The organism is Kribbella flavida DSM 17836 (assembly GCF_000024345.1).
Classification (GTDB): Bacteria; Actinomycetota; Actinomycetes; order Propionibacteriales; family Kribbellaceae; genus Kribbella; species Kribbella flavida.
Map to the genome: position 1 here is coordinate 5,599,906 of NC_013729.1, position 24,364 is coordinate 5,624,269.

24 protein-coding genes are annotated in these 24,364 nt (G+C 69.8%); 12 read left to right on the forward strand and 12 right to left on the reverse strand.

Annotated elements, in window-relative coordinates; translation table 11 throughout:
- Positions 1 to 309: 309 nt before the first annotated feature.
- The 3 genes from KFLA_RS25760 to KFLA_RS25770 are packed head-to-tail and all read left to right on the forward strand — an operon-like array spanning position 310 to position 2,776.
- Positions 310 to 1,173: an ABC transporter substrate-binding protein gene (locus tag KFLA_RS25760; RefSeq protein ID WP_012922765.1), complete on the forward strand. Its 864-nt coding sequence runs from the start codon at positions 310 to 312 to the stop codon at positions 1,171 to 1,173.
- Positions 1,170 to 1,991: an amino acid ABC transporter permease gene (locus tag KFLA_RS25765; protein ID WP_012922766.1), complete on the forward strand. Its 822-nt coding sequence runs from the start codon at positions 1,170 to 1,172 to the stop codon at positions 1,989 to 1,991. The genes KFLA_RS25760 and KFLA_RS25765 overlap by 4 nt, the downstream gene beginning before the upstream one ends.
- Positions 1,991 to 2,776, forward strand: coding sequence for an amino acid ABC transporter ATP-binding protein (locus KFLA_RS25770; protein ID WP_012922767.1), 786 nt, complete (start codon positions 1,991 to 1,993; stop codon positions 2,774 to 2,776). The genes KFLA_RS25765 and KFLA_RS25770 overlap by 1 nt, the downstream gene beginning before the upstream one ends.
- 326 nt (positions 2,777 to 3,102) lie before the next feature.
- Here the strand turns inward: KFLA_RS25770 and KFLA_RS25775 are convergent, their stop codons facing one another.
- A complete protein-coding gene (locus KFLA_RS25775; protein ID WP_012922768.1) occupies positions 3,103 to 4,065 on the reverse strand; it encodes an NEW3 domain-containing protein in 963 nt (320 codons plus the stop codon).
- A gap of 19 nt (positions 4,066 to 4,084) precedes the next feature.
- Complete coding sequence (locus KFLA_RS25780; protein ID WP_012922769.1) at positions 4,085 to 5,527, reverse strand: Gfo/Idh/MocA family protein; 1,443 nt, start codon at positions 5,525 to 5,527, stop codon at positions 4,085 to 4,087.
- A 221-nt stretch (positions 5,528 to 5,748) separates the two neighbouring features.
- On the opposite strand from KFLA_RS25780, the gene KFLA_RS25785 reads away from it, so the two are divergent.
- Both KFLA_RS25785 and KFLA_RS25790 read left to right on the forward strand, forming a co-directional pair.
- Positions 5,749 to 6,141, forward strand: a complete 393-nt coding sequence (locus KFLA_RS25785; protein WP_012922770.1) for an ATP-binding protein — start codon at positions 5,749 to 5,751, stop codon at positions 6,139 to 6,141.
- The gene (locus KFLA_RS25790) at positions 6,138 to 6,932 is read left to right on the forward strand and encodes an RNA polymerase sigma factor SigF (protein WP_012922771.1); all 795 of its coding nucleotides are present in this window, start codon (positions 6,138 to 6,140) and stop codon (positions 6,930 to 6,932) included. The genes KFLA_RS25785 and KFLA_RS25790 overlap by 4 nt, the downstream gene beginning before the upstream one ends.
- A gap of 2 nt (positions 6,933 to 6,934) precedes the next feature.
- Here the strand turns inward: KFLA_RS25790 and KFLA_RS25795 are convergent, their stop codons facing one another.
- Positions 6,935 to 7,207, reverse strand: coding sequence for a hypothetical protein (locus tag KFLA_RS25795; protein WP_148256734.1), 273 nt, complete (start codon positions 7,205 to 7,207; stop codon positions 6,935 to 6,937).
- Positions 7,208 to 7,792: 585 nt separating this feature from the next.
- On the opposite strand from KFLA_RS25795, the gene KFLA_RS25800 reads away from it, so the two are divergent.
- Positions 7,793 to 8,044, forward strand: coding sequence for a WhiB family transcriptional regulator (locus KFLA_RS25800; protein ID WP_012922773.1), 252 nt, complete (start codon positions 7,793 to 7,795; stop codon positions 8,042 to 8,044).
- 220 nt (positions 8,045 to 8,264) lie between these two features.
- On the opposite strand, the gene KFLA_RS25805 is transcribed toward KFLA_RS25800, so the two are convergent.
- Entirely contained in the window at positions 8,265 to 8,672 is a 408-nt protein-coding gene (locus tag KFLA_RS25805; protein ID WP_012922774.1) for a hypothetical protein, read from the reverse strand.
- 105 nt (positions 8,673 to 8,777) lie between these two features.
- Positions 8,778 to 10,253 carry a sensor histidine kinase gene (locus tag KFLA_RS25810; protein ID WP_012922775.1) on the reverse strand — a complete coding sequence of 492 codons (1,476 nt, stop codon included), beginning with the start codon at positions 10,251 to 10,253 and terminating at the stop codon, positions 8,778 to 8,780.
- A 151-nt stretch (positions 10,254 to 10,404) separates the two neighbouring features.
- Here KFLA_RS25810 and KFLA_RS25815 point away from each other — a divergent pair, with 151 nt between their 5' ends.
- Complete coding sequence (locus KFLA_RS25815; protein WP_012922776.1) at positions 10,405 to 11,313, forward strand: DUF2785 domain-containing protein; 909 nt, start codon at positions 10,405 to 10,407, stop codon at positions 11,311 to 11,313.
- A gap of 38 nt (positions 11,314 to 11,351) precedes the next feature.
- Here KFLA_RS25815 and KFLA_RS25820 read toward each other — a convergent pair whose 3' ends face one another.
- Positions 11,352 to 12,419, reverse strand: coding sequence for an endonuclease/exonuclease/phosphatase family protein (locus tag KFLA_RS25820; RefSeq protein ID WP_012922777.1), 1,068 nt, complete (start codon positions 12,417 to 12,419; stop codon positions 11,352 to 11,354).
- 86 nt (positions 12,420 to 12,505) lie between these two features.
- On the opposite strand from KFLA_RS25820, the gene KFLA_RS25825 reads away from it, so the two are divergent.
- The 3 genes from KFLA_RS25825 (at position 12,506) to KFLA_RS25835 (ending at position 15,138) form a co-directional block, all read left to right on the forward strand.
- A complete protein-coding gene (locus KFLA_RS25825) occupies positions 12,506 to 12,769 on the forward strand; it encodes a DUF3311 domain-containing protein (protein WP_012922778.1) in 264 nt (87 codons plus the stop codon).
- Positions 12,766 to 14,424 (forward strand): monocarboxylate uptake permease MctP, encoded by a 1,659-nt coding sequence (gene mctP / locus KFLA_RS25830; protein ID WP_012922779.1) that lies wholly within the window; start codon positions 12,766 to 12,768, stop codon positions 14,422 to 14,424. The genes KFLA_RS25825 and mctP overlap by 4 nt, the downstream gene beginning before the upstream one ends.
- Before the next feature lie 132 nt (positions 14,425 to 14,556).
- Complete coding sequence (locus KFLA_RS25835) at positions 14,557 to 15,138, forward strand: DUF5317 domain-containing protein (protein ID WP_237706593.1); 582 nt, start codon at positions 14,557 to 14,559, stop codon at positions 15,136 to 15,138.
- Here the strand turns inward: KFLA_RS25835 and KFLA_RS25840 are convergent.
- Both KFLA_RS25840 and KFLA_RS25845 read right to left on the reverse strand, forming a co-directional pair.
- Complete coding sequence (locus tag KFLA_RS25840; protein ID WP_012922781.1) at positions 15,100 to 16,341, reverse strand: HD-GYP domain-containing protein; 1,242 nt, start codon at positions 16,339 to 16,341, stop codon at positions 15,100 to 15,102. The two genes, KFLA_RS25835 and KFLA_RS25840, sit on opposite strands and share 39 nt — an antisense overlap.
- Before the next feature lie 32 nt (positions 16,342 to 16,373).
- The gene (locus tag KFLA_RS25845) at positions 16,374 to 17,615 is read right to left on the reverse strand and encodes an HD-GYP domain-containing protein (RefSeq protein WP_237706594.1); all 1,242 of its coding nucleotides are present in this window, start codon (positions 17,613 to 17,615) and stop codon (positions 16,374 to 16,376) included.
- A gap of 376 nt (positions 17,616 to 17,991) precedes the next feature.
- On the opposite strand from KFLA_RS25845, the gene KFLA_RS39730 reads away from it, so the two are divergent.
- Entirely contained in the window at positions 17,992 to 18,066 is a 75-nt protein-coding gene (locus KFLA_RS39730; RefSeq protein WP_369759046.1) for a 50S ribosomal protein bL37, read from the forward strand.
- Positions 18,067 to 18,352: 286 nt separating this feature from the next.
- Positions 18,353 to 20,758 (forward strand): tetratricopeptide repeat protein, encoded by a 2,406-nt coding sequence (locus KFLA_RS25850; RefSeq protein WP_012922783.1) that lies wholly within the window; start codon positions 18,353 to 18,355, stop codon positions 20,756 to 20,758.
- 136 nt (positions 20,759 to 20,894) lie between these two features.
- Here the strand turns inward: KFLA_RS25850 and rsrA are convergent, their stop codons facing one another.
- From rsrA to KFLA_RS25870, 4 genes are all read right to left on the reverse strand, one after another.
- A complete protein-coding gene (gene rsrA, locus KFLA_RS25855) occupies positions 20,895 to 21,167 on the reverse strand; it encodes a mycothiol system anti-sigma-R factor (protein WP_012922784.1) in 273 nt (90 codons plus the stop codon).
- A complete protein-coding gene (locus KFLA_RS25860; RefSeq protein ID WP_012922785.1) occupies positions 21,164 to 21,781 on the reverse strand; it encodes a sigma-70 family RNA polymerase sigma factor in 618 nt (205 codons plus the stop codon). The genes rsrA and KFLA_RS25860 overlap by 4 nt, the downstream gene beginning before the upstream one ends.
- A gap of 432 nt (positions 21,782 to 22,213) precedes the next feature.
- Positions 22,214 to 22,855 (reverse strand): alpha/beta hydrolase family protein, encoded by a 642-nt coding sequence (locus KFLA_RS25865; protein ID WP_012922786.1) that lies wholly within the window; start codon positions 22,853 to 22,855, stop codon positions 22,214 to 22,216.
- A gap of 646 nt (positions 22,856 to 23,501) precedes the next feature.
- Positions 23,502 to 24,311: an SOS response-associated peptidase gene (locus KFLA_RS25870; RefSeq protein WP_012922787.1), complete on the reverse strand. Its 810-nt coding sequence runs from the start codon at positions 24,309 to 24,311 to the stop codon at positions 23,502 to 23,504.
- Between the last annotated feature and the right edge of the window lie 53 nt (positions 24,312 to 24,364).

Genomic DNA, 24,364 nt, shown 5'->3' on the forward strand with positions numbered 1-24,364 from the left:
CCCTTCATCAGCCCGGCGTCGAGCGGGCAGGCGTGTACGGAGCGTGGTACTGAGGTGGCGGTTCGATGAGGGTGCGTCGAACGGCGCCGTTGCCAGGGGGTCACCCGTCGCTACGAGTAAACCACAGGCAGCACTGGTCTCATCTGTGAGGCCCCCCACAGGGCGACAGGGCAGCCCCAAGACGGTGACGATCGAGTCTCGGGGCCGGTTACCGGCCGACAGCCGGCTGCCTGCTGTGTCAGGATGCGGAACATCCTGACCGGTAACGTCCGGCGGGAGGACTACGATCAGTGTCGAGGAGAATTCGCGATGAACGCGACCAACACAGGCTCCACCCGCCGCCGGCGCCGCGGCGCGGCCGTCACCGCTGCGGTCGCCGCGCTCGTGCTCGCCCTTTCCGCCTGTGGCAGCGACGAACCGGGCAGCGGTGGTAGCGGCGGCAGTGAGGACAAGGCCGCGGCCGCCGGGATCACCCTGGTGAAGCCGGGCAAGCTGACTGTCTGCACGCACCTGCCGTACAAGCCCTTCCAGTACAAGGAGGGCACCAAGGTGGTCGGCTTCGACGTCGACCTGCTGGACCTGCTCGCCAACGATCTCGGGATCGAGCAGGAGGTGGTCAACATCGAGTGGGCGCAGGTCACCTCCGGCGCCGCGTTCAAGGCCCGCAAGTGCGACATGGGCATGGGCGCGATGACGATCACCCCGGAGCGGCAGGCCGCGATCAGCATCACCGCGCCGTACATGAACGCCTCGCAGGTGCTGCTGGTGAAGAAGGACGCGCCGTACAAGTCGCTGGCCGACCTGAAGGGCAAGAAGGTCGGCGTCCAGGCCGACACCACCGGCAAGGACTTCGCCGACAAGCAGTCCAAGGTGCACGGGTTCGAGGTGCTCACGTTCAGCGACCTCGCGCTGCAGGGCAACAACCTCAAGTCCGGCCGGGTCGATGCCGCGATCAACGACAACGGCGTGCTCTACGACTTCGTCAAGGCCAACCCGGACACCGCGGTGGTGACCGAGTTCGACACCGGCGAGCAGTACGGCTTCGCCGCGCTGAAGGACGGCAGCGGCCCGAAGCTGGTGGAGAAGTTCAACACGCTGCTGGCGCAGGCCAAGACCGACGGCAAGTACGACGAGATCTACAAGCGGTGGTTCGGAGTTGAGCCGAAGAAGTGAGCGCGCCCCACGACACCGTTGAACGCAAGGGACTGAGCCCGCGGCAGCGGGCTCGGCGTTCCCGGTTGATCCAGTACGCGATCCTGGTCCTGCTGGTCGCCTTCGCGGCGGTCAGCGCGGACTGGGGCCAGATCGGCACGGTGTTCTTCGAGCCCAAGTTCATCGAGGCCGCCTTCCGTGACGGCCTGCTGTCGGCGCTGGTGAAGACGCTGGAGTACACCGCCGGCGCGTTCGTGATCGGCCTGATCGGTGGCACCCTGCTGGCCCTGATGCGGCTGAGCAGCGTCGGCCCGTACCGGTGGATCGCAACCGCCTACATCGAGTTCTTCCGTGGCCTGCCGGCCATCGTGGTGTTCATCGCGTTCAGCCTGCTGCCGCTGGCGTTCGAGGGGATGCGGATCCCGTTCGACCCGTACGGCGTGGTCTGGCTGGCGCTCGGCATCGTCGCCGCGGCGTACATGGCCGAGGTGATCCGGGCCGGCATCCAGGCGGTGCCGAAGGGGCAGGTCGAGGCGGCCCGCTCGCTCGGCATGCCGCCGGGACTGGCGACCCGCAAGATCGTGCTGCCGCAGGCGTTCCGGATCGTGCTGCCGCCGCTGACCAACGACCTGATCCTGCTGGTGAAGGACTCCTCGCTGGTCTTCATCATCGGCACCAGCGCGACGGCGTACGAGCTGACCGGGTTCGGCCGGGAGCTGGCCAACACCTACGCCAACCTGACGCCCCTGGTCACGGCCGGGTTCTGCTACCTGCTGATCACCCTGCCGCTGGGCCTGCTGGTCCGCCGGCTCGAGTCGAAGGCTGCGAGGACGCGCTGATGACCGTTCAAGATTCCTTGCCCACCTCACCGTCGCGGGTGGTGGAGATCAAGAACCTGCACAAGTCGTTCGGCAGCAACCACGTCCTGCGCGGCATCGACTTCACCGTCGAGCAGGGCGAGGTGGTCTGCGTGATCGGCCCGTCCGGCTCGGGCAAGTCGACGTTGCTGCGCTGCGTCAACCTGCTGGAGATGCCGCAGGAGGGCCAGGTGATCGTCCGCGGTGAGGACCTCACCGATCCGGACTGCCACCTGGACGCGGCCCGGCAGCAGATCGGCATGGTGTTCCAGCAGTTCAACCTGTTCCCGCACCTGTCGGTGCTGGCGAACTGCACGGTCGCGCAGACCACCGTGCTGAAACGCAAGGCGTCCGAGGCCGACCAGATCGCCCGGGCGAACCTGGCCCGGGTCGGCCTGAACGACAAGATCACCGCCTACCCGGCGCAACTGTCCGGCGGGCAGCAGCAGCGGGTGGCGATCGCCCGGGCGCTGTCGATGGACCCGGCGCTGATGCTGTTCGACGAACCGACCTCGGCGCTCGACCCGGAACTGGTCGGCGACGTGCTGACGGTGATGCGCAAGCTCGCCCTGGACGGCATGACGATGCTGGTCGTCACCCACGAGATGGCCTTCGCCCGCGAGGTCGCGGACCGGGTCGTCTTCATGGACGGCGGCGTCATCGTCGAGCAGGGTTCACCGGAGGACGTGATCGGCAACCCGACCCAGGAGCGCACCCAGAACTTCCTGCGCCGGGTGCTCAACCCGACCCACGTCGAGCCGACCTGACCGGTCGAGGCGACTGACCGGTCGAGCCGACTGACCGGTCGAGCCGACTGACCGGTCGAGACGACGAACGCGACGAGGCCGGCTCCGCACGGTGGAGCCGGCCTCGCTGCGTCTCGGCGCGACGGTAGAGCCGAACTCCGACGGGTTGACCCACCCGGTCCATGGTTGGCCCGCGAGAATTCGGTGGGCCAACCATGCGTCTGGTGGGTCAACCCCTGAGAGGTCGTGGGCCGAGCGGCGGTCAGTACGCCGTCTGCTTGGACGGCCCCAGCCGGACCGGGCGGGCGCTCCGGTCCCGCCAGCGTGCGCGGGACCGGAGCGTCAGGTCAGCCCGCTGTCGCGAGGGCGAAGACGTGCAGGCTGCCGGTGGACGGCAGCGTGACCAGGTCGACGGTCTTGGCCGGGTCGAGCGGCACCGAGTTGGCGAACAGCCGGTACTTGTACTCCGCGTTGGCGTAGCCGGCCGGGGTGTTGCGGCCGTCGGTGGCGACCACCTGGGTGGCGCCGTGCGCGCCGGCGTCCTGGAACGACCAGTTCGGGAAGCCGAACGAGCCGGTGGACGACGTGCCGTCGGTGTACCAGACCGTCACCGAGCCGACCGCGGACAGACTCGACCCGGCGCCGAGCAGGACGAGTCGCTGCCCCTGGCCGGAGAACTCGATCGTCTGGCCGCCGCCGGCCGCGTTGTCCTTGGTCCCCGCCGCCGCGTCCGGCCACTTCAGCGTTGCGCCGAGCGCCGTCACGGTCGCACCGGGACTCACCCCGGCCGCCGCCAGCCGCTGCGCCGAGAAGCTGTTGCCCTCGCCGTCGAAGTTGCCGGGCGCCGGGTTCGACTCGTTCGTCACGCCGACGTTGTTGAAGGCGGCGGCCAGGTTCGGCAGCGGCGTACCGGAGCGTTGCGAGCGGGTGCCGACCGCTGCACCGCCGGAGTACGTCGCGGTGGCGGTGAAGGTCCGGATCGTGAAGCCGGACCGCGGCGCCGGGACCCGGATCTGGAAGTCGAGCACGACCGAGCCGCCGGGCTTGACGGCGTCCCTGACCGTGCGCGACTCCGGGTAGACGGTCCAGCCGACCGGCCCGCGGAAGGTGACCGCGAGCTTGGACAGCCGGGTGGCGGTGCGGTTGGTGACGGTCACCTTGACCGTCGAGATGACCGGCCCGGCGAGGTCGACCTCGGAGATGCCGACCTCGACCTGACCGGTGGCCGTCTCGGCGGCGTGGGCGGCCTGCGGGACGGTGAGCGCGGCGGCCAGCGTCGCCAGCGCGCAGAACTTCGCGAACAGTTTCATCGAATCGCTCCTGGTGAGGTCAGCCGACCGGCGGCATGTCGGTCTCGCGGGAGTCCAGCCCCAGCCGCAGCTGGGCCCAGCGGCCGCGGGTGAAGTCGGGCACCTCGACCGGCTGCCCGTCGCGCTTCAGCGACTCGACGCTCAGCGGCACCGGCGAGCACCACGCGGCCGAGTCGTACACGTCGATGTCGGGCACCAGCCCGGCCCGCATCTGCTGCACGATGCGCCACTGCAGCACGTAGTCCATGCCGCCGTGGCCGCCGTTGTTGGCCGCGTCGTCGCCGATCTTCTTCCACAGCCAGTGGTCGAACTCCTGCCGGTACGGCGCGAAGTCCCGCCAGGAGTGGCCGCCGTGGTCGGGCTCCAGGTAGATCCGGCCGCCGGTGCTGCCGACCGGCACGTAGTCCTCGAATATGCCGCGGCTGCCGGCCAGGCTGTTGATCCGGCTGTACGGCCGGGGCGAGCTGACGTCGTGCTCGGCCCGGACGATCCGGCCCTTGGCCGTCTCCAGCAAACAGGTGACCAGGTCGCCGTTGATGTACTTCTCGTTCCACGACGGGTGGGTCTTCGGGATGTGCCGCTCGCGGTAGTCGGCCAGGCCCTTCGGCGCGGTGGCTGTCGCCCGCAGGGTGGTGAAGCGGTCGCCGCGGTTGATGTCCATCGCGGCGGCGATCGGCGCCAGGCCGTGCATCGCGTAGAAGCTGGCCGTACTGCGGGTGTGCCACTTCCGGCGCCACGCGTCGGTGTAGTAGGTGTCGCTGAACAGCAGCTCCCGCAGGTCGTGCAGGTAGCCGCCGTGCCCGTTGGTGATGTCGCCGAACAGGCCCTCGTGCGCCATCTTGAGCATGGCCAGCTCGTTGCGGCCGTAGCTGCAGTTCTCCATCAGCCACAGGTGCTTGCGAGTCCGCTCGGAGGTGTCGACCAGGTCCCAGAGCTGCTTGAGCTCGGTGGCGATCGGCAGCTCGACGCCGACGTGCTTGCCGCTGAGCAGCGCGGCCTTGCCCTGCTCGTAGTGGAACTCCCAGGGCGTGGCGATGTAGACGAGGTCCACGTCGCTGCTGCGGACCAGCTCCTTGTACGACGCGGCCGAGCCGCCGTACTGGGTGGGGCGGGGTTTGCCGAGCTGGACGAGCTTGTCGGCGGCGGCCTTGGCCCGGTCGGCGCGGATGTCGCAGACGGCGGTGACGACGGCGCCCGGCACGGCGGCCCAGCCGGCGAGCATGCCGGCGCCCCGGTTGCCGAGCCCGATCAGGCCGATCCGGACGGTCTCGTGCTCCTCGAACGGCACGTCGACCATCGAGCGCTGGTTGGTACGCCGGGCCGGCGCGGCGGCTCCGGCCGGTGCGGTGCCGGCAGTACCGGCGGTGGTGCCGGCAGCGGCCGGGCCGGCGGCACCGGCGGCGGCCAGGACGCCGGCGACTCCGGCGCCGAGCACGGTCCGGCGTGAGCTGGTGGGGTTCACGGTGGGCTCCTGTTCGTCGGGCGGACGAGGGACCGGCACGAGTCACGATCCCAGAAGTGCGCGATAGTGCTCGATATCTGACCATGCACCACAGCTACACGCAATACCTGGACGCGGTTCCGATCGATCCGGGGTCGTGGTGCAATGCCGGGACGCAGCAGGGAAGATGTACGCGGTGGGCCGACCGCCCAGCAGATCAGCCCGCCAGGGAGGCAACAACAGTGAGCAGCACCGGACGAGCCGCCGAGGTCCGCCTCAGCATCCCCGCGGACAGCGCCTACATCGCCGTACCGCGGTCGGTGGTCGGCAATCTCGCGGCCCGCAACGACTTCACCGTGGACGCGATCGACGACCTGCGGATCGCCGTCGACGAGGCCTGCGCGCTGCTGCTCCCGCACGCCACCGACGGGGTGCTGGACTGCGTCTTCTCGATCGACCCGCCGCAGCTGACCGTGCGCACCACCGCGACCGTGCCGGCCGGCTGGGTGCCGGACACCGACTCGTTCGGCTGGACCGTGCTGACCGCGCTGGTGGAGGCCGCCGGCGCCGAGACCGTGGACGGACGGCTGACGATCTCGCTCACGGCGTCGGCCACCGCCTCGGAGAAGGCGTGACCGACGACCGATCCCTGGGCGAGCTCCAGGAACCCACGGATCTGCGTACCCGCACCGCCCAGCTGTTCGCGGCGATGGCCGCTGCCCCGGCCGGGGACCCGCAGCACAGCCTGGCCCGGGACGGCCTGGTCTCGCTGCACATGCCGCTGGTCGAGCACCTGGCCCGTCGCTTCCGCAACCGCGGGGAGCCGTACGACGACCTGGTGCAGGTCGCCACGATCGGCCTGATCAAGGCGATCGACCGGTTCGACTCCGACCGCGGCGTGGAGTTCTCGACCTACGCGACGCCGACCATTCTGGGCGAGATCAAGCGCTACTTCCGGGACAAGGGCTGGGCGATCCGGGTCCCCCGCCGGCTGCAGGAGCTGCGGCTGTCGCTGACCGCGGCGACCGCGGAGCTGACCCAGGAGCTCGGCCGGGCGCCGACCGTCGCCGAGCTGTCCACCCGGCTGGGGCTGTCCCAGGACCTGGTGATCGAGGGACTGGAGTCCGCGAACGCGTACAACACGTTGTCGCTGGACGCCCCGGACCAGAACGAAGCGGACGCGACGACGGTGCTGGACGGGCTCGGCGGCGAGGACGAGGCGCTGGAGAGCGTCGAGTTCCGCGAGTCGCTGAAGCCACTGCTGGCCCAGCTGGAGACACGGGAGAAGCGGATCCTGACGCTGCGGTTCTTCCGCGGCATGACGCAGTCGCAGATCGCGGAGGAGATCGGCATCTCCCAGATGCACGTCTCCCGGCTGCTCGCCCGCACTCTCACCGAACTGCGAGCGGGCCTGCTGAAGGAGTAGCCCTACAGCACCGGGTGGTCACTGCCGCCCGGGTCGTCGCGCAGCGCCGCGGTGGACGCCTTCTGGAAGATCGCGACCAGTACCGCGGCCGCGGCGACGGCCAGCACCACCGACACCGCGCGGGTCGAGCCTCCCCAGAAGCTGTACGCCATCAGCAGCTGGATCAGCTGGGTGAACACGGCCGGGCCGCGGCTCCACGTCGACGCCCGGGACAACCCGCGGGCGACCAGGACCAGGCCCGCGCCGTACGCGAGCAGGAACAGGGTCGTGGTCACCCCGAGCACCAGCCGGGAGCTGTCGATCGTAAATGCTTCGGCAAATCCGAGAACGACGACCACAAGCCCTTCCGCAGCGACCACGGCCGCGGCTAACTTGAGCGGACGCGGTACGACTGCTGAGGAATCGGTCTGCACGCCGCAAGCCTAGTGCTGAAAGGCACTATGCCCCGACGGACTGCTGTGAGGAGCGGTTCGGCGCTGGGCGCGGAGTACCTGGGCTCACCCCTGCCCCGGGTACGCCGGTGGGTCGGAGAGCCTTTCCCCACAGGGATTCCAGGTTTTGCGTAACCCCGAGGCTGTTGGATCGGTTACTTGCAGTGAACGGGTGATCGCGGCAAGGTCCCCCCGTCCGCTAACCGGACGAGGTGGTCCGCTGTGCACCGGTTCGAAGTGTTAAGGAAGCGTTGTGATCGGATCGACAAGTCCAGAACCCTTGTTTCATCAGCGTGAGATTGGGACGATGGGGTCGTTCGTGAAAACGTTCACAACGCTCGCACCAACCCCCGTGCGATTACAGGCTCGCTGATCGGGCACAGACCAGCCCACAGCGTATTTCGACTACCGAGAGAGATGGGATTCGCCATGGATTGGCGCCACCGGGCCGTTTGCCTCGATGAGGACCCGGAACTGTTTTTCCCCATCGGCAACACCGGGCCCGCGATCATGCAGATCGAGGAGGCCAAGCAGGTGTGCCGTCGTTGCGACGTGCGTGAGCAGTGCCTCGCCTGGGCACTCGAAGCCGGCCAGGACCATGGTGTCTGGGGCGGCCTCAGCGAGGACGAGCGCCGTGCGCTGAAGCGCCGGAACGCCCGGGCCCGCATCCGCACCGCCTGACGCAGCAACACGATGGGGCCCCGCGGGATCCGCGGGGCCTTTTGATTTCCGCACCAGTACAGGCATTCCGGCGTTGCCCCCAGCCCCGACCGCGGCGTCCGAGGAACTATGGGTGGGTACCAACAGTTACCCCACCCCCATGGTTGCTCCGACGCCACGCTGTCGGCCGGACGCAGGGCGCCCGGCCGACAAGAAGTGCGGACGACGTTCTCCGGCAGGCTCAGTGAGCCTTGCGAAGTGCCGTGACCTGCAGTTCGGTGAAGACGCCGACGGCAGCCGCCTGGGCGAGCACGAAGGCGATGCCCAGGCCGGTCAGGTCGACGGTGACCAGGGCGGCCAGGCTGGCCGCGACCCAGACGGCGTTGACCCCGATCACTTCCAGTACGGCGGTTCGCTTCATCGCCGGGCCGCGGGCGATCAGCAGCAGCGCGGCGGTCCAGGCCAGCAGGAAGGCGCCGGCGCCCACACTCAAGGCCGTCGGCAGGCCGAGCGGCCCGTCGAGGGCCCAGCCCGCGCCGAGCAGGACGACGCCCAGCGCGCCGGAGGCCACGGCGTCGAGGCGGATGACCTGGGTGAGGGAACGGCTCTGGACAGTGGTGCCGGTGGCGGTGATGCTCTGGGTGCTCATCGTCGTTCTCCTGGTTCAGCGGTTGTCTGTTGACCAGAAGCTTGCCGCCGGCGCGGCCATCCGGCGATGACGTCACAGGTAACGGCGACGATCACCTCGGAGGTGTCAGTCCTTGACCGGGATGTCCAGCACCACCGTCGTGCCGGGACCGTCGGTCCGCGGCTGGAAGTCGAGTACGCCGTCCAGCTCGCCCAGCACCAGGGTGCGCACGATCGACAGCCCGAGATTGCCCGATGTCTCGGAGTCGAAGCCCTCGGGCAGGCCCCGGCCGTCGTCGGCGATCACCACGCGCAGCCGGCCGACCGACCGCTGCGCCTCCAGCGTGATCGTTCCGGTCGCATCCTCCCCCGTGCGCGCGCCGAACGCGTGCTCCACGGAGTTCTGCATCAACTCGGTCAGCACCATCGCCAGCGGCGTCGCGACCTCGGAGTCGAGTACGCCGAAGCTGCCGGTTCGCCGGGTCGCGATCTGGGTGGCCACTGTCGACACGTCGGCCACCATCGCGGCCACCCGGTCCGCGACGTCGTCGAAGTCCACGTGCTCGTCGAACGACTCCGACAGCGTCTCGTGCACGATCGCGATCGACCCGACCCGGCGGACCGCCTCGGCCAGCGCCGCCTGCCCTTCCGGCACGGTGATCCGGCGGGCCTGCATTCGCAGTAACGCCGCGACGGTCTGCAAGTTGTTCTTGACGCGATGGTGAATCTCCCGGATGGTCGCCTCCTTGGTGACCAGCTCCCGCTCCCGGCTGCGCAGTTCCGTCACGTCGCGCAGCAGGATCAGCGCGCCCACGTGCTCGCCGTCGGCGCGCAGCGGGATCGCCCGCAGGAACAGCGTCGCCTCCGGGTTCTCGATCTCCAGCTCCTTGGCGGCCCGGCCGGTCAGCACCGAGGCGAGCACGTCGTCGACCTTGTGCCCGGAGTGCAGCAGCTCGCCGGAGACGTCCTTGAGCCGGCTGCCGACCAGATCGGTGACCAGGCCCATCCGCCGGTACGCGGACAACGCGTTGGGGCTGGCGAACGTCACCATTCCGTGCCGATCGACCCGGATGCAGCCGTCCCCGACCCGGGGCGTGGTGGACAGCAGCCGCTCCCCGCCGTACGGGAAGATGCCGTCGGTGATCATCCGGGCCAGGTCGGTCGCGCTCTGCAGGTAGGCGATCTCCAGCCGCGACGGGGTCCGGACGCCGAGCAGGTTGGTGTTGCGGGCGATCACCGCGATCACCCGGCTGCCGCGCCGGACCGGGATCGTCTCCACCCGGACCGGGACGTCGTCGCGCCACTCCGGATCGCCCTCGCGGCAGATCCGGCCGCCGTCGTAGGCCTGGTCGAGCAGCGGCCGCCGGTCGCGTGGGATGAAGCTGCCCACGATGTCGTCCAGGTACGCCGTGGGTCCGGTGGTGGGGCGCATCTGCGCGCCGGCCCAGAAACCCAGCCCTTCGGTGTCGGGCAGCCAGAGCACCAGGTCGGCGAAGGACAGGTCGGCCAGCATCTGCCAGTCGGACACCAGCAGCTGCAGCCGGTCCAGGTCCGCCTGGTCCAGGGTCGTGTGGTTGCGCACCACGTCACTCAGAGAGGGCACGGTGCCGAGCCTACTCAGGGCTGTGCAGGTCCGCGCGGCGCGCCGCGGACCGGGCGACAGGCCGTCGCCGCGTGGGCCCGGCTCGACAGATCGGGCCGATGGGTGTTGATTGATCTGTGCCGAATCAGGGGTCGAGTGAAAGGATGTCTCGGTGGAGTCGACGTCGTACTGGCAGGACGTGATGGCCGCGGACTACGCGGTACCGCACGACCGTGCGCTGACCGACCTCACCGAGGAGCTCGTCCGCGGGCTGGCCAGTACCAATCCGCAGATCCGGGACGCCCTGGCGTACCCGACCCTGGCGACCTGGCTCGAGCGCGGCGTGTACGACGACCTGCTGCCCGGCTTCGGTGACGGGCTCTGCGCCGGGCTGGCCTACGGGCTCGGCGAGGACGGCACCGACACGGTGTTCCGGCGCTCGTTCACCGCGCTCACGCTGGCCGAGGTGATCCACCGCGACAACGCCGAGTTCCTGGTGCACGACGAGGTGGTGATGCGCTGGGGCGACCGACTGGCCACCTGGCTGCTGCGCGAACGCGACCTGCGCGGGTACGTCGCGGACTGCGGCTGGGCGCACGCGGTCGCGCACGGCGCCGACGCGATCGGAGCCCTGGCCCGGTCCCGGCACTGCGACGCGGGCGTCCTGCGGGCCCTGCTGGACGTGCTGGCGGACCGGATCGTCAAGGACACGCCGTACCGCTGGGTGCACGAGGAGCACGACCGGGTCGCGCACGCGGTGATGACGATTCTGCACCGCAACATGCTGAGCAGCGACGAGCTGGAGCGCTGGCTGAAGCCGATCGCTGCCACCGCCGCGCAGCAGCCGATCATGCACGAGACGCTGCCGGAGTGGCCGACCCCCAACGTCTTCAACGCCCGCGGCGTGCTGCACGTGCTGCTGAGCCAGCTGGCGATCGGGGTGAAGGGTTTCCCGATCCCCGGCGACGACGACCTGTTCGGACGGCCGATCGAGGCCCGCGCCGACCTGCTGCTGATGGTCACCGAGGCAGTCCGCTCGTCCCAGCCGTACATCTACCGCCCGGCACCCGCCCCGAGCTGATCCGCTGCCGCCGCGCCGGCGCCGAGCCGGTCGTCGGCTCAGTCCTGCCGACGGACGGCGACCGTCGCGATCACCGCGCGGTGGTCCGAGCCCTGCAGGTGGTAGGTGCGCAGCCGGCTCGGTTCGACGCCCGGCCCTGTGACGACGTGGTCGATCACGGTCCGGAACAGCGCCGGCCGGTCCGCCGGCCAGGTGCCGTTGAGCCCCTCCCCCACGGCGGGCCCGACGCTGCGGCAGTTCCGCCCGAGCGCGTCCCGGAAGTCGGCGTGGTCGGTGGTGGCGTTGAAGTCGCCGGCCACGATCGTCGGTACGTCGCCGGCACACCACGTCCGCAGTACGTCGAGGTCCTGCTTCCAGGTGGTCACCTCCGGCGGCAGCGGCGGAAAGCCGTGGTACGCGATCAGCCGGAGGTCGCCGAGCGTGCCGCCGGTGACGACGATGTGCCCGAACCGGGTGGTGGTCTGCTCGACCACCCCGGCCCGGCCCGGCCGCGGATCACCGGTCGCCGGTTCGGCCGACGGCAGCGCGGCGTTCACCCGGCCGGGGTCGAGGGTGTCCGCGCCGAAGGTGACCTTGCCGAGCGTGGCCGACACCAGCACGCTGGTCGCGCTCTCCACCGCGGAGTTGGCCTGCACCGTGTACCCGTTGTAACCGAGGCCGCCGAGCTCGGCCTGGATCTTCTGCCGGATCTCGACCTGGGCCTCCGGCAACGACACCAGGTCGGGCCGGTGGGCCCGGATCAGGTGTGCCACCTCGGCCGGATCGGCCGCACCGCCGAGCACGTTCGCGACCATGATCGTCATCGCCCGGGAGCCGGGGGCCGGCGGCTCCGGGTCGGACGCCACCCGCGGCACCATCAGCGCGCCGCCGGTGAGCACCAGCAGGACGACCAGGGCCGAGGCCAGCCGCCAGCTCCGGCGCAGCAGCATCAGCAGCGCGAGCAGCAGGACCAGCGCGAGCAGCTGCGGACGGAACGCGACCAGCTGGGGGAACGGCGTGACCTCGTCCAGGCCGAACAGCTCGGGATAGAGCGGGACGGCAACCATCAGCAGGAACAGCGTCGACAGCACGACGCCCCGGACCCGCCAAGCGGTTTCGTTGTCCATCCGCCACCCCTCTGCATCTAGTCGCTGTCCCTCGACGAAAGGTAGCGTTCAGCGTTGCGCCCGCGCCGTGTCCCGAGGAGGTAGCTGTGTCCAAGCTGTCCGCGGTGAGCCCCGCGTACTGGATCGCCGGAGTTCTGCTGGCGGCCTCAGTCGTGGTGCCACTCCTGGTCTCCACCTATGCCAGGGAAGAACCCCGGCTGTGGGGATTCCCGTTCTTCTACTGGTACCAGCTGCTCTGGGTGTTCATCTCGGCGATCACCGTCAGCATCTCCTACCAGCTGGTGATCCGGCAGGAACGCAAACGTCGTGCCGCCGAGGGCCTCGACGGAGTCAAGGAGGGCGACCGGTGAACGACGTCGACTGGGTCCAGCTGAGCATCGTGGTGCTGATTTTCGGCGCCGTCACGGTGATGGGCTTCATGGCCGCGCGGTGGCGCCGGACCGGAGAGCTGGACAGCCTGGACGAGTGGGGCCTGGGCGGACGGGGCTTCGGCACCTTCATCACCTGGTTCCTGCTCGGCGGCGACCTCTACACGGCGTACACGTTCATCGCGGTACCGGCCGCGATGTACGCGACCGGGGCGGTCAGCGGGTTCTTCGCCGTCCCCTACACCATCGTCGTCTACCCGATCATCTTCGTCTTCATGGCGCGGCTGTGGTCCGTGTCGCACCGCAACGGCTACGTGACCCCGGCGGACTTCGTCGGCGGGCGCTACGGCAGCCGCGCGCTGTCCCTGGCGGTGGCGGTCACCGGCATCCTCGCGACGATGCCGTACATCGCGCTGCAGCTGGTCGGCATGCAGGCCGTCTTCGAGACGATGGGGCTCGGCGGCGACAACCTGCTGGCCAAGGACCTGCCGCTGCTGATCGCGTTCGCGGTCCTGGCGGCGTACACGTACTCGTCGGGTCTGCGCGCGCCGGCGATGATCGCGTTCGTCAAGGACGGCCTGATCTACCTGGTGATCGGCGCCGCGATCCTCTACCTGCCGGGCCAGCTCGGCGGCTGGGACAGCATCTTCGACGCCGCGAAGGCCAAGATGGAGACACCGTCGCCGACCACCGGCAAGCCGACCGGGGCGTTCGTCCCGGGCGAGGCCGGCTACTCGGCGTACTGGACGCTGGCGCTGGGTTCGGCGCTCGCGCTGTTCATGTACCCGCACTCGGTGACCGCGGTGCTGTCGACGAAGAACCGCAACGTCGTCCGCCGGAACGCGGCGATCCTGCCGGCGTACTCGCTGCTGCTGGGACTGCTCGCCCTGCTCGGCTTCATGGCGATCAAGGCGAACGTCGACATCAAGGGCCTGGACGGGCTGGCCAACCCGCAGCTGGCGATCCCGCGGCTGTTCGACCAGGAGTTCCCGGCCTGGTTCGCCGGCATCGCGTTCGCGGCGATCGCGGTCGGCGCGCTGGTGCCGGCGGCGATCATGTCGATCGCGGCGGCGAACCTGTTCACCCGCAACATCTACCGCGACTTCCTGAAGCGGGACGCGACGCCGGCCCAGGAGGCGAAGGTGTCGAAGCTGGCGTCGCTGCTGGTGAAGTTCGGCGCGCTGGTCTTCGTGCTCGGGATGGACAAGACGATCTCGCTGAACCTGCAGCTGCTGGGCGGGATCTGGATCCTGCAGACCTTCCCGGCGATCGTGGTCGGCCTGTTCACCCGGTGGTTCCACCACTGGGCGCTGCTGGCCGGCTGGGCGGTCGGCATGGTCTGGGGCACGATCACGGCGTACAACGTGGTGAACCCGGCGACCGGCAAGCACTTCGGCGGCTCGCTGGCGATGGTGCCGTTCACCGACACCCAGGTCTACATCGGCCTGACGGCGTTCGGCATCAACCTGATCGTGGTGGTCGCGCTGACCCTGCTCCTGCGCGCGCTGAAGGTCGCGGAGGGCAAGGACTTCACGCACAAGACCGATTACCTGGCCGACGCCGGGGACCCGGGCGTGAAGGACCTGGAGGAGCTGCTTGACGAGGGCGGGACCGGCCCGGCGGCCGCGAAACCCTGACGACGCAGGCCGTTCGTGACGGGAGGTCTCCACCGCGGTGGGGACCTCCCGTCACGCTTTGCGGTGATGTCGACACGCTCAGCGGTCCGCTGGTGCCCGGATTCGGGCACCGGGCGCGGCAGAATCGCGAGGGTGTTGCTGGTTCTCCTCGTGATGGTGCTGGCTGCCGGAGTGGCGATGCTCACCGGCGGCCGCCTCACGTCGCTGGCCGACAACAGCCTCTCCGGCCTGCACTGGCTCGCCGCGGCCGCGACCGGCCAGCTGCTCGGCTCGGTCGCCGGCGGGATCGCCTACCCGGTCGGCCTGGTCGCCTCAGCGGTCTGCATCGCCGTCTTCCTGCGGCGCAACCTGCGCCTGCCCGGCGTCGCCCTGCTGGCCCTCGGTTTCGCCGCCAACGCCCTCGTGGTCGCCCTCAACGGCGCGATGCCGGTCTCCCGGACCGCCCTGGCCCGCGCCGGCCTCGACTCCTTCAGCCACAGCCCCCGGCACGAGGTGTCCGGTCCGGACACGGTGCTCCCGTGGCTTGGCGACGTCGTACCGGTCGCGCTGCCATGGGTCGGCCAGGCCGTCAGCCCCGGCGACGTCCTCATCGCCGCCGGCGCCGGTCTGCTCCTGTACGCCGGCCTGGGCGGCACCGGCCACATCCCAGCCGACTCCGCGCCACCCTGGCACGCCCTAGAAGCGAAAACCTCGTCCAACCACCCGGCGCAGTGACTCCACCACCACCGGGTCGTACTCCGCCCCGATCCCGAGCCCGATCGACTCCATCGCCTTCTCCGGACTCTGCCCCGTGCCCTCCCCCACCAGCTGCTCGTAGGCCAGCGCGACGTTGACGATCCCGCTCTCCACCGGAATCTTCGAGTTGTTCGCCCGCCCGTGCCGGTACGGGTCGTTGGAGTGCCGCACGATCTCGGCCACGTGATCCAGCACCCCCGACCGCTCGATCACCGAAGCCCCGATCTCCGCCGCCCGCTGCCGCTCCTCCCGGCTCCGCAACAACGAGGCCCCACCAGGACTGGGATCCGCCAGCGCCAACTGCCCCACGCCGGACAACAACGCGGCGTACTCGAGCGCCTCCATGCGGCTCGGGGTCAGCCCCAGGTCATTGCCGAGTGCCACCGCGAGACTGGCGGTCCGGGCGTTCTGCCCCGGTGTGCTGAACCCCGCGATCTCCGTACTGCGCGCCATCGACCGCACCGTCGTCCGGTACGTGCGCTGCGCGGACGCGTACCGCCGGAAGGCGAACTGGGTCAGTAACAACGGAACCAGGACCAGCGGCGGCGCCCACAAGCCGAGCACGGACGTTCCGGCGGCCAGCAGCACGCCGCCGATCGCCATGGCCATCCCGATCCGGCCCACGACGGCCAACTCGTCCCGAAGGGCGGCCGGGAAGGGACGGTTGTCCTGCTCCGTCGCCTGGCCGGCGCCGACCAGCGCGTCCACGCCGGCAGCTGTCAGCACACTCAACAGCATGGCCAGTGCCAGCGGCAGGGCGTGCTGCCACGTGCCGTTCCAGGACAAGGAGGGCGAGGTGACAGCGGCGAAGACGACGGCCGCGCAGGCCACCGAGATCAGCCGTCGGCAGGAGACCACGACGTCCCACCAGAGCCCGGCCACGGCCCGGGGCAGGATGCCGGCCAGTGTGGCGACAGCGGTGACTGCGATCACCTGGGCGACCTCGGGCGGCACATCGACCGACGGCCCCCGCAGCATCGCGTATCCCAGCGCGGCGCTGGTGGCGATCGGCGCGCGGTTGCGGCTGCGGTCGACCCGGAACTGGACCATCTCACCGACCGCGATCAGGAAACCGAAGGCGAGCGCCACCGGCCACTCGCTGAGGCCACGTCCCATGGTGATCAGAACGGCGGTCAGGCCAAGGCATCCGCCGGCCAGCACAATGACCACACCACTGCCCATGCTCCGGAACTCCGGAGCGTCGTTCGCGCGGTTCACTGCGGACCGGCAGCGGACCCGGTGGCGCCGCCTCCGGTTCCCAGGCTGAGGTCGTCGTGGTCGATGCTTGCCTCGACGCTGGCGTCCGGGGCGGGCTGGTCGGCGGCGACGGACTTCCAGCCCTGCGTCCGGATCACCTTGATGAAGGCGTCGACCAGGTCCGGGTCGAAGTGTGAGTAGCGATCCTGCTCCAGGATGGCCAACGTCTCCTCCACACTGCGGGCGGGCCGGTACGACCTGGTCGAGGTCAGGCAGTCGAACGCGTCGACGATACCGATGATCCGAGCGAAGTACGGGATGTTGGTTCCGCTCAGACCCGCTGGGTAGCCGCTGCCGTCGTACTTCTCGTGATGGTGCAGAACGGCGGACTTCACTTCTTCGAGGAAGGGGATGTTGCCGATCAGCTCGACACCCCGCGCCGGGTGGAGCCGGATCGCGTCCATCTCCGAGTCGTCCAGCCGTCCGGGTTTGCGGATGATGCTGGTCGGCACCCCGACCTTGCCGACGTCGTGCAGCAGCCCGGCGTGCTCCAGCGCCGCCTGGCGGTTCTCGCTGAGCCGCAGGTAGCGGCCGAGCATGCCGACGCCCTCGCTCACCCGCTCGGAGTGACCACGGGTGTAGAGGTCCTTGGTCTCGATCACCTGGATGAACGCGCGCATCGTCGCGGCTTGGGCCGTCTTCTCGGCCTCGTACTGCGACAAAGCCCATCGGGCCACCAGGAGCGGCACCAGGACGAGCAGGCCCGCTAGCGGGCCCAACCCGCCAAGCCAGACAACGGCCAGCAGCAGCCCGAGGAATCCGTAGCCGACCATCGGGAGGAAGGTGGGAACCACCACCTGCTTCAGGAACTCGATCGGTCGCGCCTTGCGATCCAGCCACATGACCAGACACACGAGGCCCGCGTTGACCACGTGCTGGGCAACCGTGGCCAGGGTCGCCGCGAGAATCGCCTCCGGCGCGTGGTTCAGAACCTGCTCGCCGGTAGGCCCGTCGGCGAGCGAGTAGGCCACGCCGCCGGCTCCGACGGCAAGCACTCGTTGGGCCCCGTTGAAGAAGCGTTTCACCAAGGGCAGCTGACGGCGGATCTGCGGAAGATAACCGACGCCCGCGGCGACGACGGCGGCCCACGGACCGGCCATGACGTACACGGTGACGATGACCACCGAGTCCAGAGACGCCAGGTACGCCGCGCCGACCGAAAAGCGCAACATGCCGCCGATCAGCATCAGAACGCACACGGCGAGCACGGTGGGATAGTCCGACAGACGAGTGAACGACAGGACCAGAATGGCGATCGCCGCAGCGGTCACAGTCGCTACGAGCAAGCTCAGCGCCCGAGCCCTCACGACATCATCCGATCCACACCGTCAGTATGATCACCAGTCCCAGAAGTCCGCCATGGCCAATACACCTCCGATCAGCGGTCGCGGTCTTGTGCCCGCCGGGGAAGCGGGCACAGGGGGCAGACAGCACATCGCTGACTCGTCATAAGTTTGCTCATCAGGCGCGCCGCGAAACACTGTAGGCCAGACCGTGACTCGCCGCACCGTGCTCAGCACGCCGGTGTGGTATGAGAGACTGTGACTCTTTGCAGTTGTTACAAGGAGGCTTCACATGGGCAAGACCGGCCGTAAGCGCCGTGCACGCAAGAAGAAGGGCGCCAACCACGGTAAGCGCCCGAACGCCTGACTTAGGCGACTACGCACAGCGAGGACCCCGGTATTTACCGGGGTCTTTGCAATTTGGTCACATGTCGCAACAAGACCACTTGATACACAGGTTTGTATTCGGAGTGTAGAACTCCGGCTACCTAACGCTAATATTCAAACAGCCGTTTAGGGAGCCGCCCAGAGTTCGTCCCGTACTCCGCGCCTGTGGACAACCTTCCTCCTGCGAGTGCCCTTCCTCCTAGAGTTGGGGCTGGCGGCGGCTGCATACCGCAGACCGAGTCCCACGCACAGGAGGTGAGGGCAGTTTGGCAGCGGCGACGCTCGGCGACCTGCTTCGTCAGTTCCGGACCGCGGCGGGTCTCACCCAGGGCGGGCTCGCCGAGAAGGCGGGGCTGAGCGAGCAGGCGGTGAGCCTGCTGGAGCGAGGTACTCGGCGACGCCCTCGCATCGCCACCGTGCATGCCCTCGCAGAAGCCCTGGGCCTGGACGCCGCGGCCGAGGAGCAGTTGACGCAGGCGGCTCGTGGAACCCCAGGCCGCCAGATCGCCACGGAGCCGCCCGCACCTGACGCCGTCACCGTCGTCCCCCGCCAACTGCCGCCGACCCTCGCCGACTTCACCGGCCGGACGGCCGAGCTGGAGGCACTCACCCGCATCCTGACAGCCGATGACGTGGTCGGAACCGTGCGAATGGCGGCCGTCACCGGCATGGGCGGAGTCGGCAAGACCTCGCTGGCAGTGCACGCGGCCCACCTCACCGCTGATGCCTATCCGGACGGCCATCTGTACTTGGACCTCCGCGGCTACGGTCCTGGCGAACCAGTGCAACCGGCCGAGGCGCTCAGCCAGCTGCTGCGGTCACTCGGTATCGACGGCCACTCGGTCCCGGACGGCGTCGACGAGGCCGCGGCGTTGTACCGCTCGCGCATCGCCGGCCTGCGGATGCTGGTTCTGCTCGACAACGCGAACGGCGCCGCCCAGGTCCGCCCCTTGCTGCCGGGCGCCTCGGGATCCGCCGTGATCGTCACCAGTCGGCGCGGCCTGACCGCATTACCCGGCTTTCTCCAGCTCAGCTTGTCGCCACTGTCCGAGGCCGACTCGATCACGTTGCTGGGCAGGATCGCCGGGAACGACCGAGTCGCCGCCGAAGCAAACGCGGCACGGAGGATCGCCCGGCTCACCGGCCGCCTGCCGCTCGCAGTACGGCTGATCGGGGCACGCCTGGCAGCGCGGCCGGGCTGGCCCGTCGAGCACGTGATGAACCAGCTCCAGGACGAGCAACGCCGCTTGGACGAGCTCGGTACCGGCAAGTCCGGCGTCCGGTCGAACATCGCTGCTTCGGTCGAGTTCCTTGCCGCCAGCGACGATCCGCTGGACCGCCGGGCGGCCGCAGCCCTGGATCTGCTCGGCCTGCCGAACGGTGCCGACCTGATCACCCTCACCACCGCCCACCTGCTCGACGAGTCCGAGCACAACACCGAGCAGATGCTCGAGCGTCTGGTGGACCTGAATCTCCTGATCTCCCTGGCTCCCGGCCGCTACCGCCTGCACGACCTGATCCGCGCCTATGCCCGCGAGCGAGCCGACCAGGCACTCTCCGAGGGAGCTCGTACCGACGCACTGGCCCGAGTCCTCACCCTGTACACCGGTATCGCCTGGCGCTGCCATCGGCTGACGCACAACGAGAGCCGGCGACTCACCCTCGCCGGCAGCAGCGTTCGCAACGCGCCGGACTTCCCCGACGCCGTGTCCGCGCTCAGATGGCTGGACGACGAACGGTCGAGTCTCGCCGAGGCCTTCCAGCAGGCCTGCCGTACGCCGGCCCTGCGTCCGCTCGTCCCCGAACTCCCCCTCGCGTTGTTCGGCTACTACGAACCGCTGGGACGATGGAGCGAGATGCGCGCTGCTTACGCCGCCGGCCGGGAGATCGCCGGCGAGCTCGGCTACGGGCAGCTGATGGCCTGGCTGGAGCACGACCTGGCGATTCCCGATGCCGAGGTCGGTAACTTCAGGGCAGCACTGAGCCACCTGGAGGCGAGCCTCGATCTGTTCCGCACGATCGGCGACCTGCCCGGTCAAGCCCGTGCTTGCACGTCGTTGAGCCGGGTGCTGGAACAGCTGGGCCAAGTCGACGAAGCAGTGACGCGCGGTGAGGAGGCGTTGAGCCTGAGCCAGGAAATCGGCGACGAGACCATCGAAGGCATCAGCTACCTCGCGCTCGGCAATCTCTACCTGCGGCGTGGCGACACAGTCCGTGCCGGCCGATCCTTCAATCGGGCGATCGCACTCTCCCACGCCTCAGGAAATCTCCGCTCGACCGCGAAGCGCTACCACGTCGCCGGCCAGGCCTACCAACAGGCGGGCCTGCACCAGCAGGCGATCGAGTTCCACGCGAAGGGCATCGAGGTCTACAGCGCGATCGGCGATGTCAACAGTCGGGCGGAGAGCTACAAGGACCTCGCGGCCATCCACCTCCAGCTGGGAGAAGCGCGCACCGCCAAGGCGCACGCCGAGACGGGGATCCGGCTCGCCCGGGGCCACGGAAACGTCCCCCGCGAGGGCGAGCTGCTGATCGAGCTGGGCCGGATCGCCCAGGCAACCGGCGACCTCGAGGCGGCTCGAACCCACTGGCAGCTCGCCGCCACTCTGCTGCACTCCCAGTCGAGCCGGGACGAATCCATCGCGCTTGCCTTGCTGGCGGAGACCGAATAGGCCGACGGCCGTGCTCCGGCGGCGTCGTCAGCGTCCAAGGTCTTGCTGATCGTCCCGCGTGCGGCGCTCGAACCGCGTCACCGCGAGCTCTCAGCTGCGTCGCGAGAGCTCCCAACCGGCGACGGAAGCCACCCGCTCAGTCCGGGGAGGTGGTTTCCACCCTGACCTGGGTCAGGTGGAGCAGGATCTTGGCGCGGAGGGCCTCGGGGGCCTGGTCGTCGCCGCAGGAGCGGTGGACGAGCTTCTTGATGCAGCGTTCCAGGTCGTACTGGTCGAGGCAGGGGGCGCACTCTTCCAGGTGCTGGCGGATCTCGTCGCTGCTGGCGTCTTCGAGTTCGTTGTCGATGAAGACGTACACGCGCTGCAGGATCTCACTGCAGTCGACGTCGTGGTGCTCGCCGCAGCTCACGACTCCTCCTCGGTCTTGACGCTGTCGTCCGCCGGGATCAGGCCGCGGTCCCGGGCGTAGTCGGCCAGCAGCTCGCGCAGCTGGCGCCGGCCACGGTGCAGGCGGGACATCACCGTGCCGACCGGCGTACCCATGATCTCGGCGATCTCCTTGTAGGCAAAGCCCTCGACGTCGGCGAGGTAGACCGCCAGCCGGAAGTCCTCCGGGATCGACTGCAGGGCCGACTTCACGTCGGAGTCGGGCAGGTGCTCCAGGGCGACCGCCTCGGCGGACTTCAGCCCGCCGGGGGTGTGGGACTCGGCGGCGGTGAGCTGCCAGTCCTCGATCTCCTCGGTCGGCGACTGCGTGGGCTGACGCTGCCGCTTGCGGTACCCGTTGATGAAGGTGTTGGTCAGGATCCGGTACAGCCACGCCTTCAGGTTGGTCCCGGGCGTGAACTGGTGGAAGGAGCTGTACGCCTTGGCGAAGGTGTCCTGGACCAGGTCCTCGGCGTCGGACGGATTGCGCGTCATCCGCATCGCCGCGGCGTACATCTGATCGAGGAAAGGCAGCGCCTCGCGCTCGAAGCGCTCGGTTCGCTGCTCGGGAGTCTCGGTGGTCGTCGGAGTCGGCATCGTGATCGAGAATACCGGGGTCGCCCCAGTTCTCGGTGCCGCCGCCAAGCTCGTTGCCGTCATGCTCGTCACAACATGCCCGGGACCAGGCTCATTCCCGGCCCAGAACCGGCCGACGCCGGGGTCCGGCGAGTCCGCCGGGGCCGGTGAGTCCGCCGGGGCCGGTGAGTCCGCCGGGGCGGTGAGTCCGCGGGTTCGGCGGCGCGGCGGGTTCAGCGGCGCGGCGGGTTCAGCGGCGCGGCGGGTTCAGCGGCGCGGCGGGTCCGGCCCGGTGCGGCGGGTCCGGCCCGGTGCCCCGGCCGAACCGTCGTTCCCGGGGATATCCCCGCAATCAGCGGGTTCTCCCCCCGTCTGCCCAGGGGTGGACCCACAACTTGGCGGGTTATCCCCTGAGATTGCGCGGGGCGAGGCGCGGGTGGGTGGGTGGGTGGGTCAGCCGGAGACCTGGCGGCTGACCCATTCGAAGACGGCTTCCACCAGGACGTCGTACGACTCCTGCTGGCTGAGCTCGGCGCGTTTCGGGACCTTGAAGGAGTGGTCGGCGTCGGGGACGACGGCCATCTCGGTCAGCGGCGGGAACTCCTCCGGCGTACCGAACGGGTCCCGCTCCCCCTGGACGACCAGCGTCGGCAGTCCGGCCGCCTCGAGCTCGTCGGCGCGGGACTTGTCGGGCTTGCCGGGCGGGTGCAGGGGGAAGGACAGCGCCAGGACGCCGGACGCGCCGAGGCCGGTCGCCGTCCGGCACGCCACCCGGGCGCCGGCGCTGCGGCCGCCGAGCACCAGCGGGGTACGGATCCGGAGCTGGCCGATGATCGCGATCCACGCCTCGTCCAGGATCTTCGGGGCCGGCGCGAGCTTGCGGCCGGCCCGGCGCCAGGGCTGCTCGATCAGGAACACGTTGATGTCGTGCTTGGGCAGCCGCCCGGCCAGCGCGGCCAGGTCGGCGGCCTCGATCCCGCCGCCGGCGCCGTGACCGAGGGCGAGCGTCGCCACCGGTCGCCGGGCCCGGTGCGCCACGATCCGGGCCTCACCGTGCGGCGTCGCCACAATCCGTTCGTCGGTCACGGGGGCCATCCTGTCACTCCCGCGCCCCCACCCTCACCGTCCGCCGCGCCCGGCGCGGCAGCCTCGAGCCGTACGCCGCTCCGCCTGGCACCGAGCCGGCGCACCTGCCGTCGAGCCCCCACGCAGGCGAATCGCCATCCGCCCGGGTCGCGAGCCGCCTGCAGCCATCGTCGCTCCGGCGCAGCGCGTCGAGGAGCGGGCTCTGCGGCACCTGGAGCCCGGGACCTGCCCAGCGGGCAGCAGCCGGCGCAACCTGTCCGCGAGGCCTCACGTCAGGTGAGTCCCGTATGCCGCGGCGCCGAGCCAACGCGGCGCATCCAGCCGTCCCCGGACCGCGTTCCCCAGGTCCCCGAACCGCGTCGCCCAGGTCCCCGGACCGCGTCGTACAGGTCCCCGGACCGCGTCGTCCTGGTCGTGCTTGGTGCGGCCGCGGGCTGCGCGCCGAAGGCGGGCTCGTCGGCATCGACTGCCCGGACATCCAGCCCGGCAGGCGGCTGCTGGCACACCTGCCCCGAGACCGACCTCAGCGGGTCGCGGACAGCGCGAATGATCCAAGACCCGCGCCGGGTGCGTCTGCGGCGACACCTGCTGCGCGACGTGCTCGGCCCGTGGTCGGCCGGGAACCCGGCGAACGAGTTGGCGGCGGGCCCACGTGTCAGAACAGCGGGGTGTCCTCGGTGGCGGTCGGGGGGCCGGGGGCGTCGGCGGGGTCGTCGCCGTCGGGTGGGAGCGGGTCGACCAGGTGGGGGCCGTTGTTCTTCACCGAGCTGACCGCCTTCGACACCGCGTACGCCTCCAGCCGGCCCGGAGCCGCGGGGACCAGCAGGTCGAGCAGTTCGTCGGGGTCGGAGGACAGCGGGTCCAGCCAGGCGTCGTACCGGTCGCGCTCGACGAGCAGCGGCATCCGGTCGTGGATCCGGCCGAGGTCGTCGGTGGCGGAGGTGGTGAGCACCGTGCACGTCCACAGCCAGGCCTCGTCGGAGTCCGCGTCGGCGACCGCCTTGTTGCGCCAGATCTCGTACAGCCCGGCCATCGCGAGCACGCCGCCGTCGGTCGGGCGGATGAAGTACGGCTGCTTGACCGGCTTGCCGTTCTTCTTCTGCTCGGTCTCGTACCACTCGTAGTAGCCGTCGGCGGGCAGCAGGCAGCGGCGGGCGGCGAACGCCTTCTTGAACGCGGGCTTCTCGGCGACGGTCTCCATCCGGGCGTTGATCAGCCGGCTGCCGATCGAGGGGTCTTTGGCCCAGGACGGGACCAGGCCCCACTTGACCGTGGTCAGCTTGCGGACGACCTCGTCGGGCTGGTCGCGGTTCTTGCGCTCGACGACGGCGATCACCGGGTCGGTGGGGGCGACGTTGTAGTTCTCCGGGAGGTCCTGGACGGACTCCTTCACGTTGCCCGCGTCGATCTCGAACTCGACGACGAGGTCGGACGGGTCCCGGCTGCTCGCATAACGCCCACACATGGAGCTCAGCCTAGCCATCGGCGGGGACAGAAATTCCGTACTGCGTGGGTGCC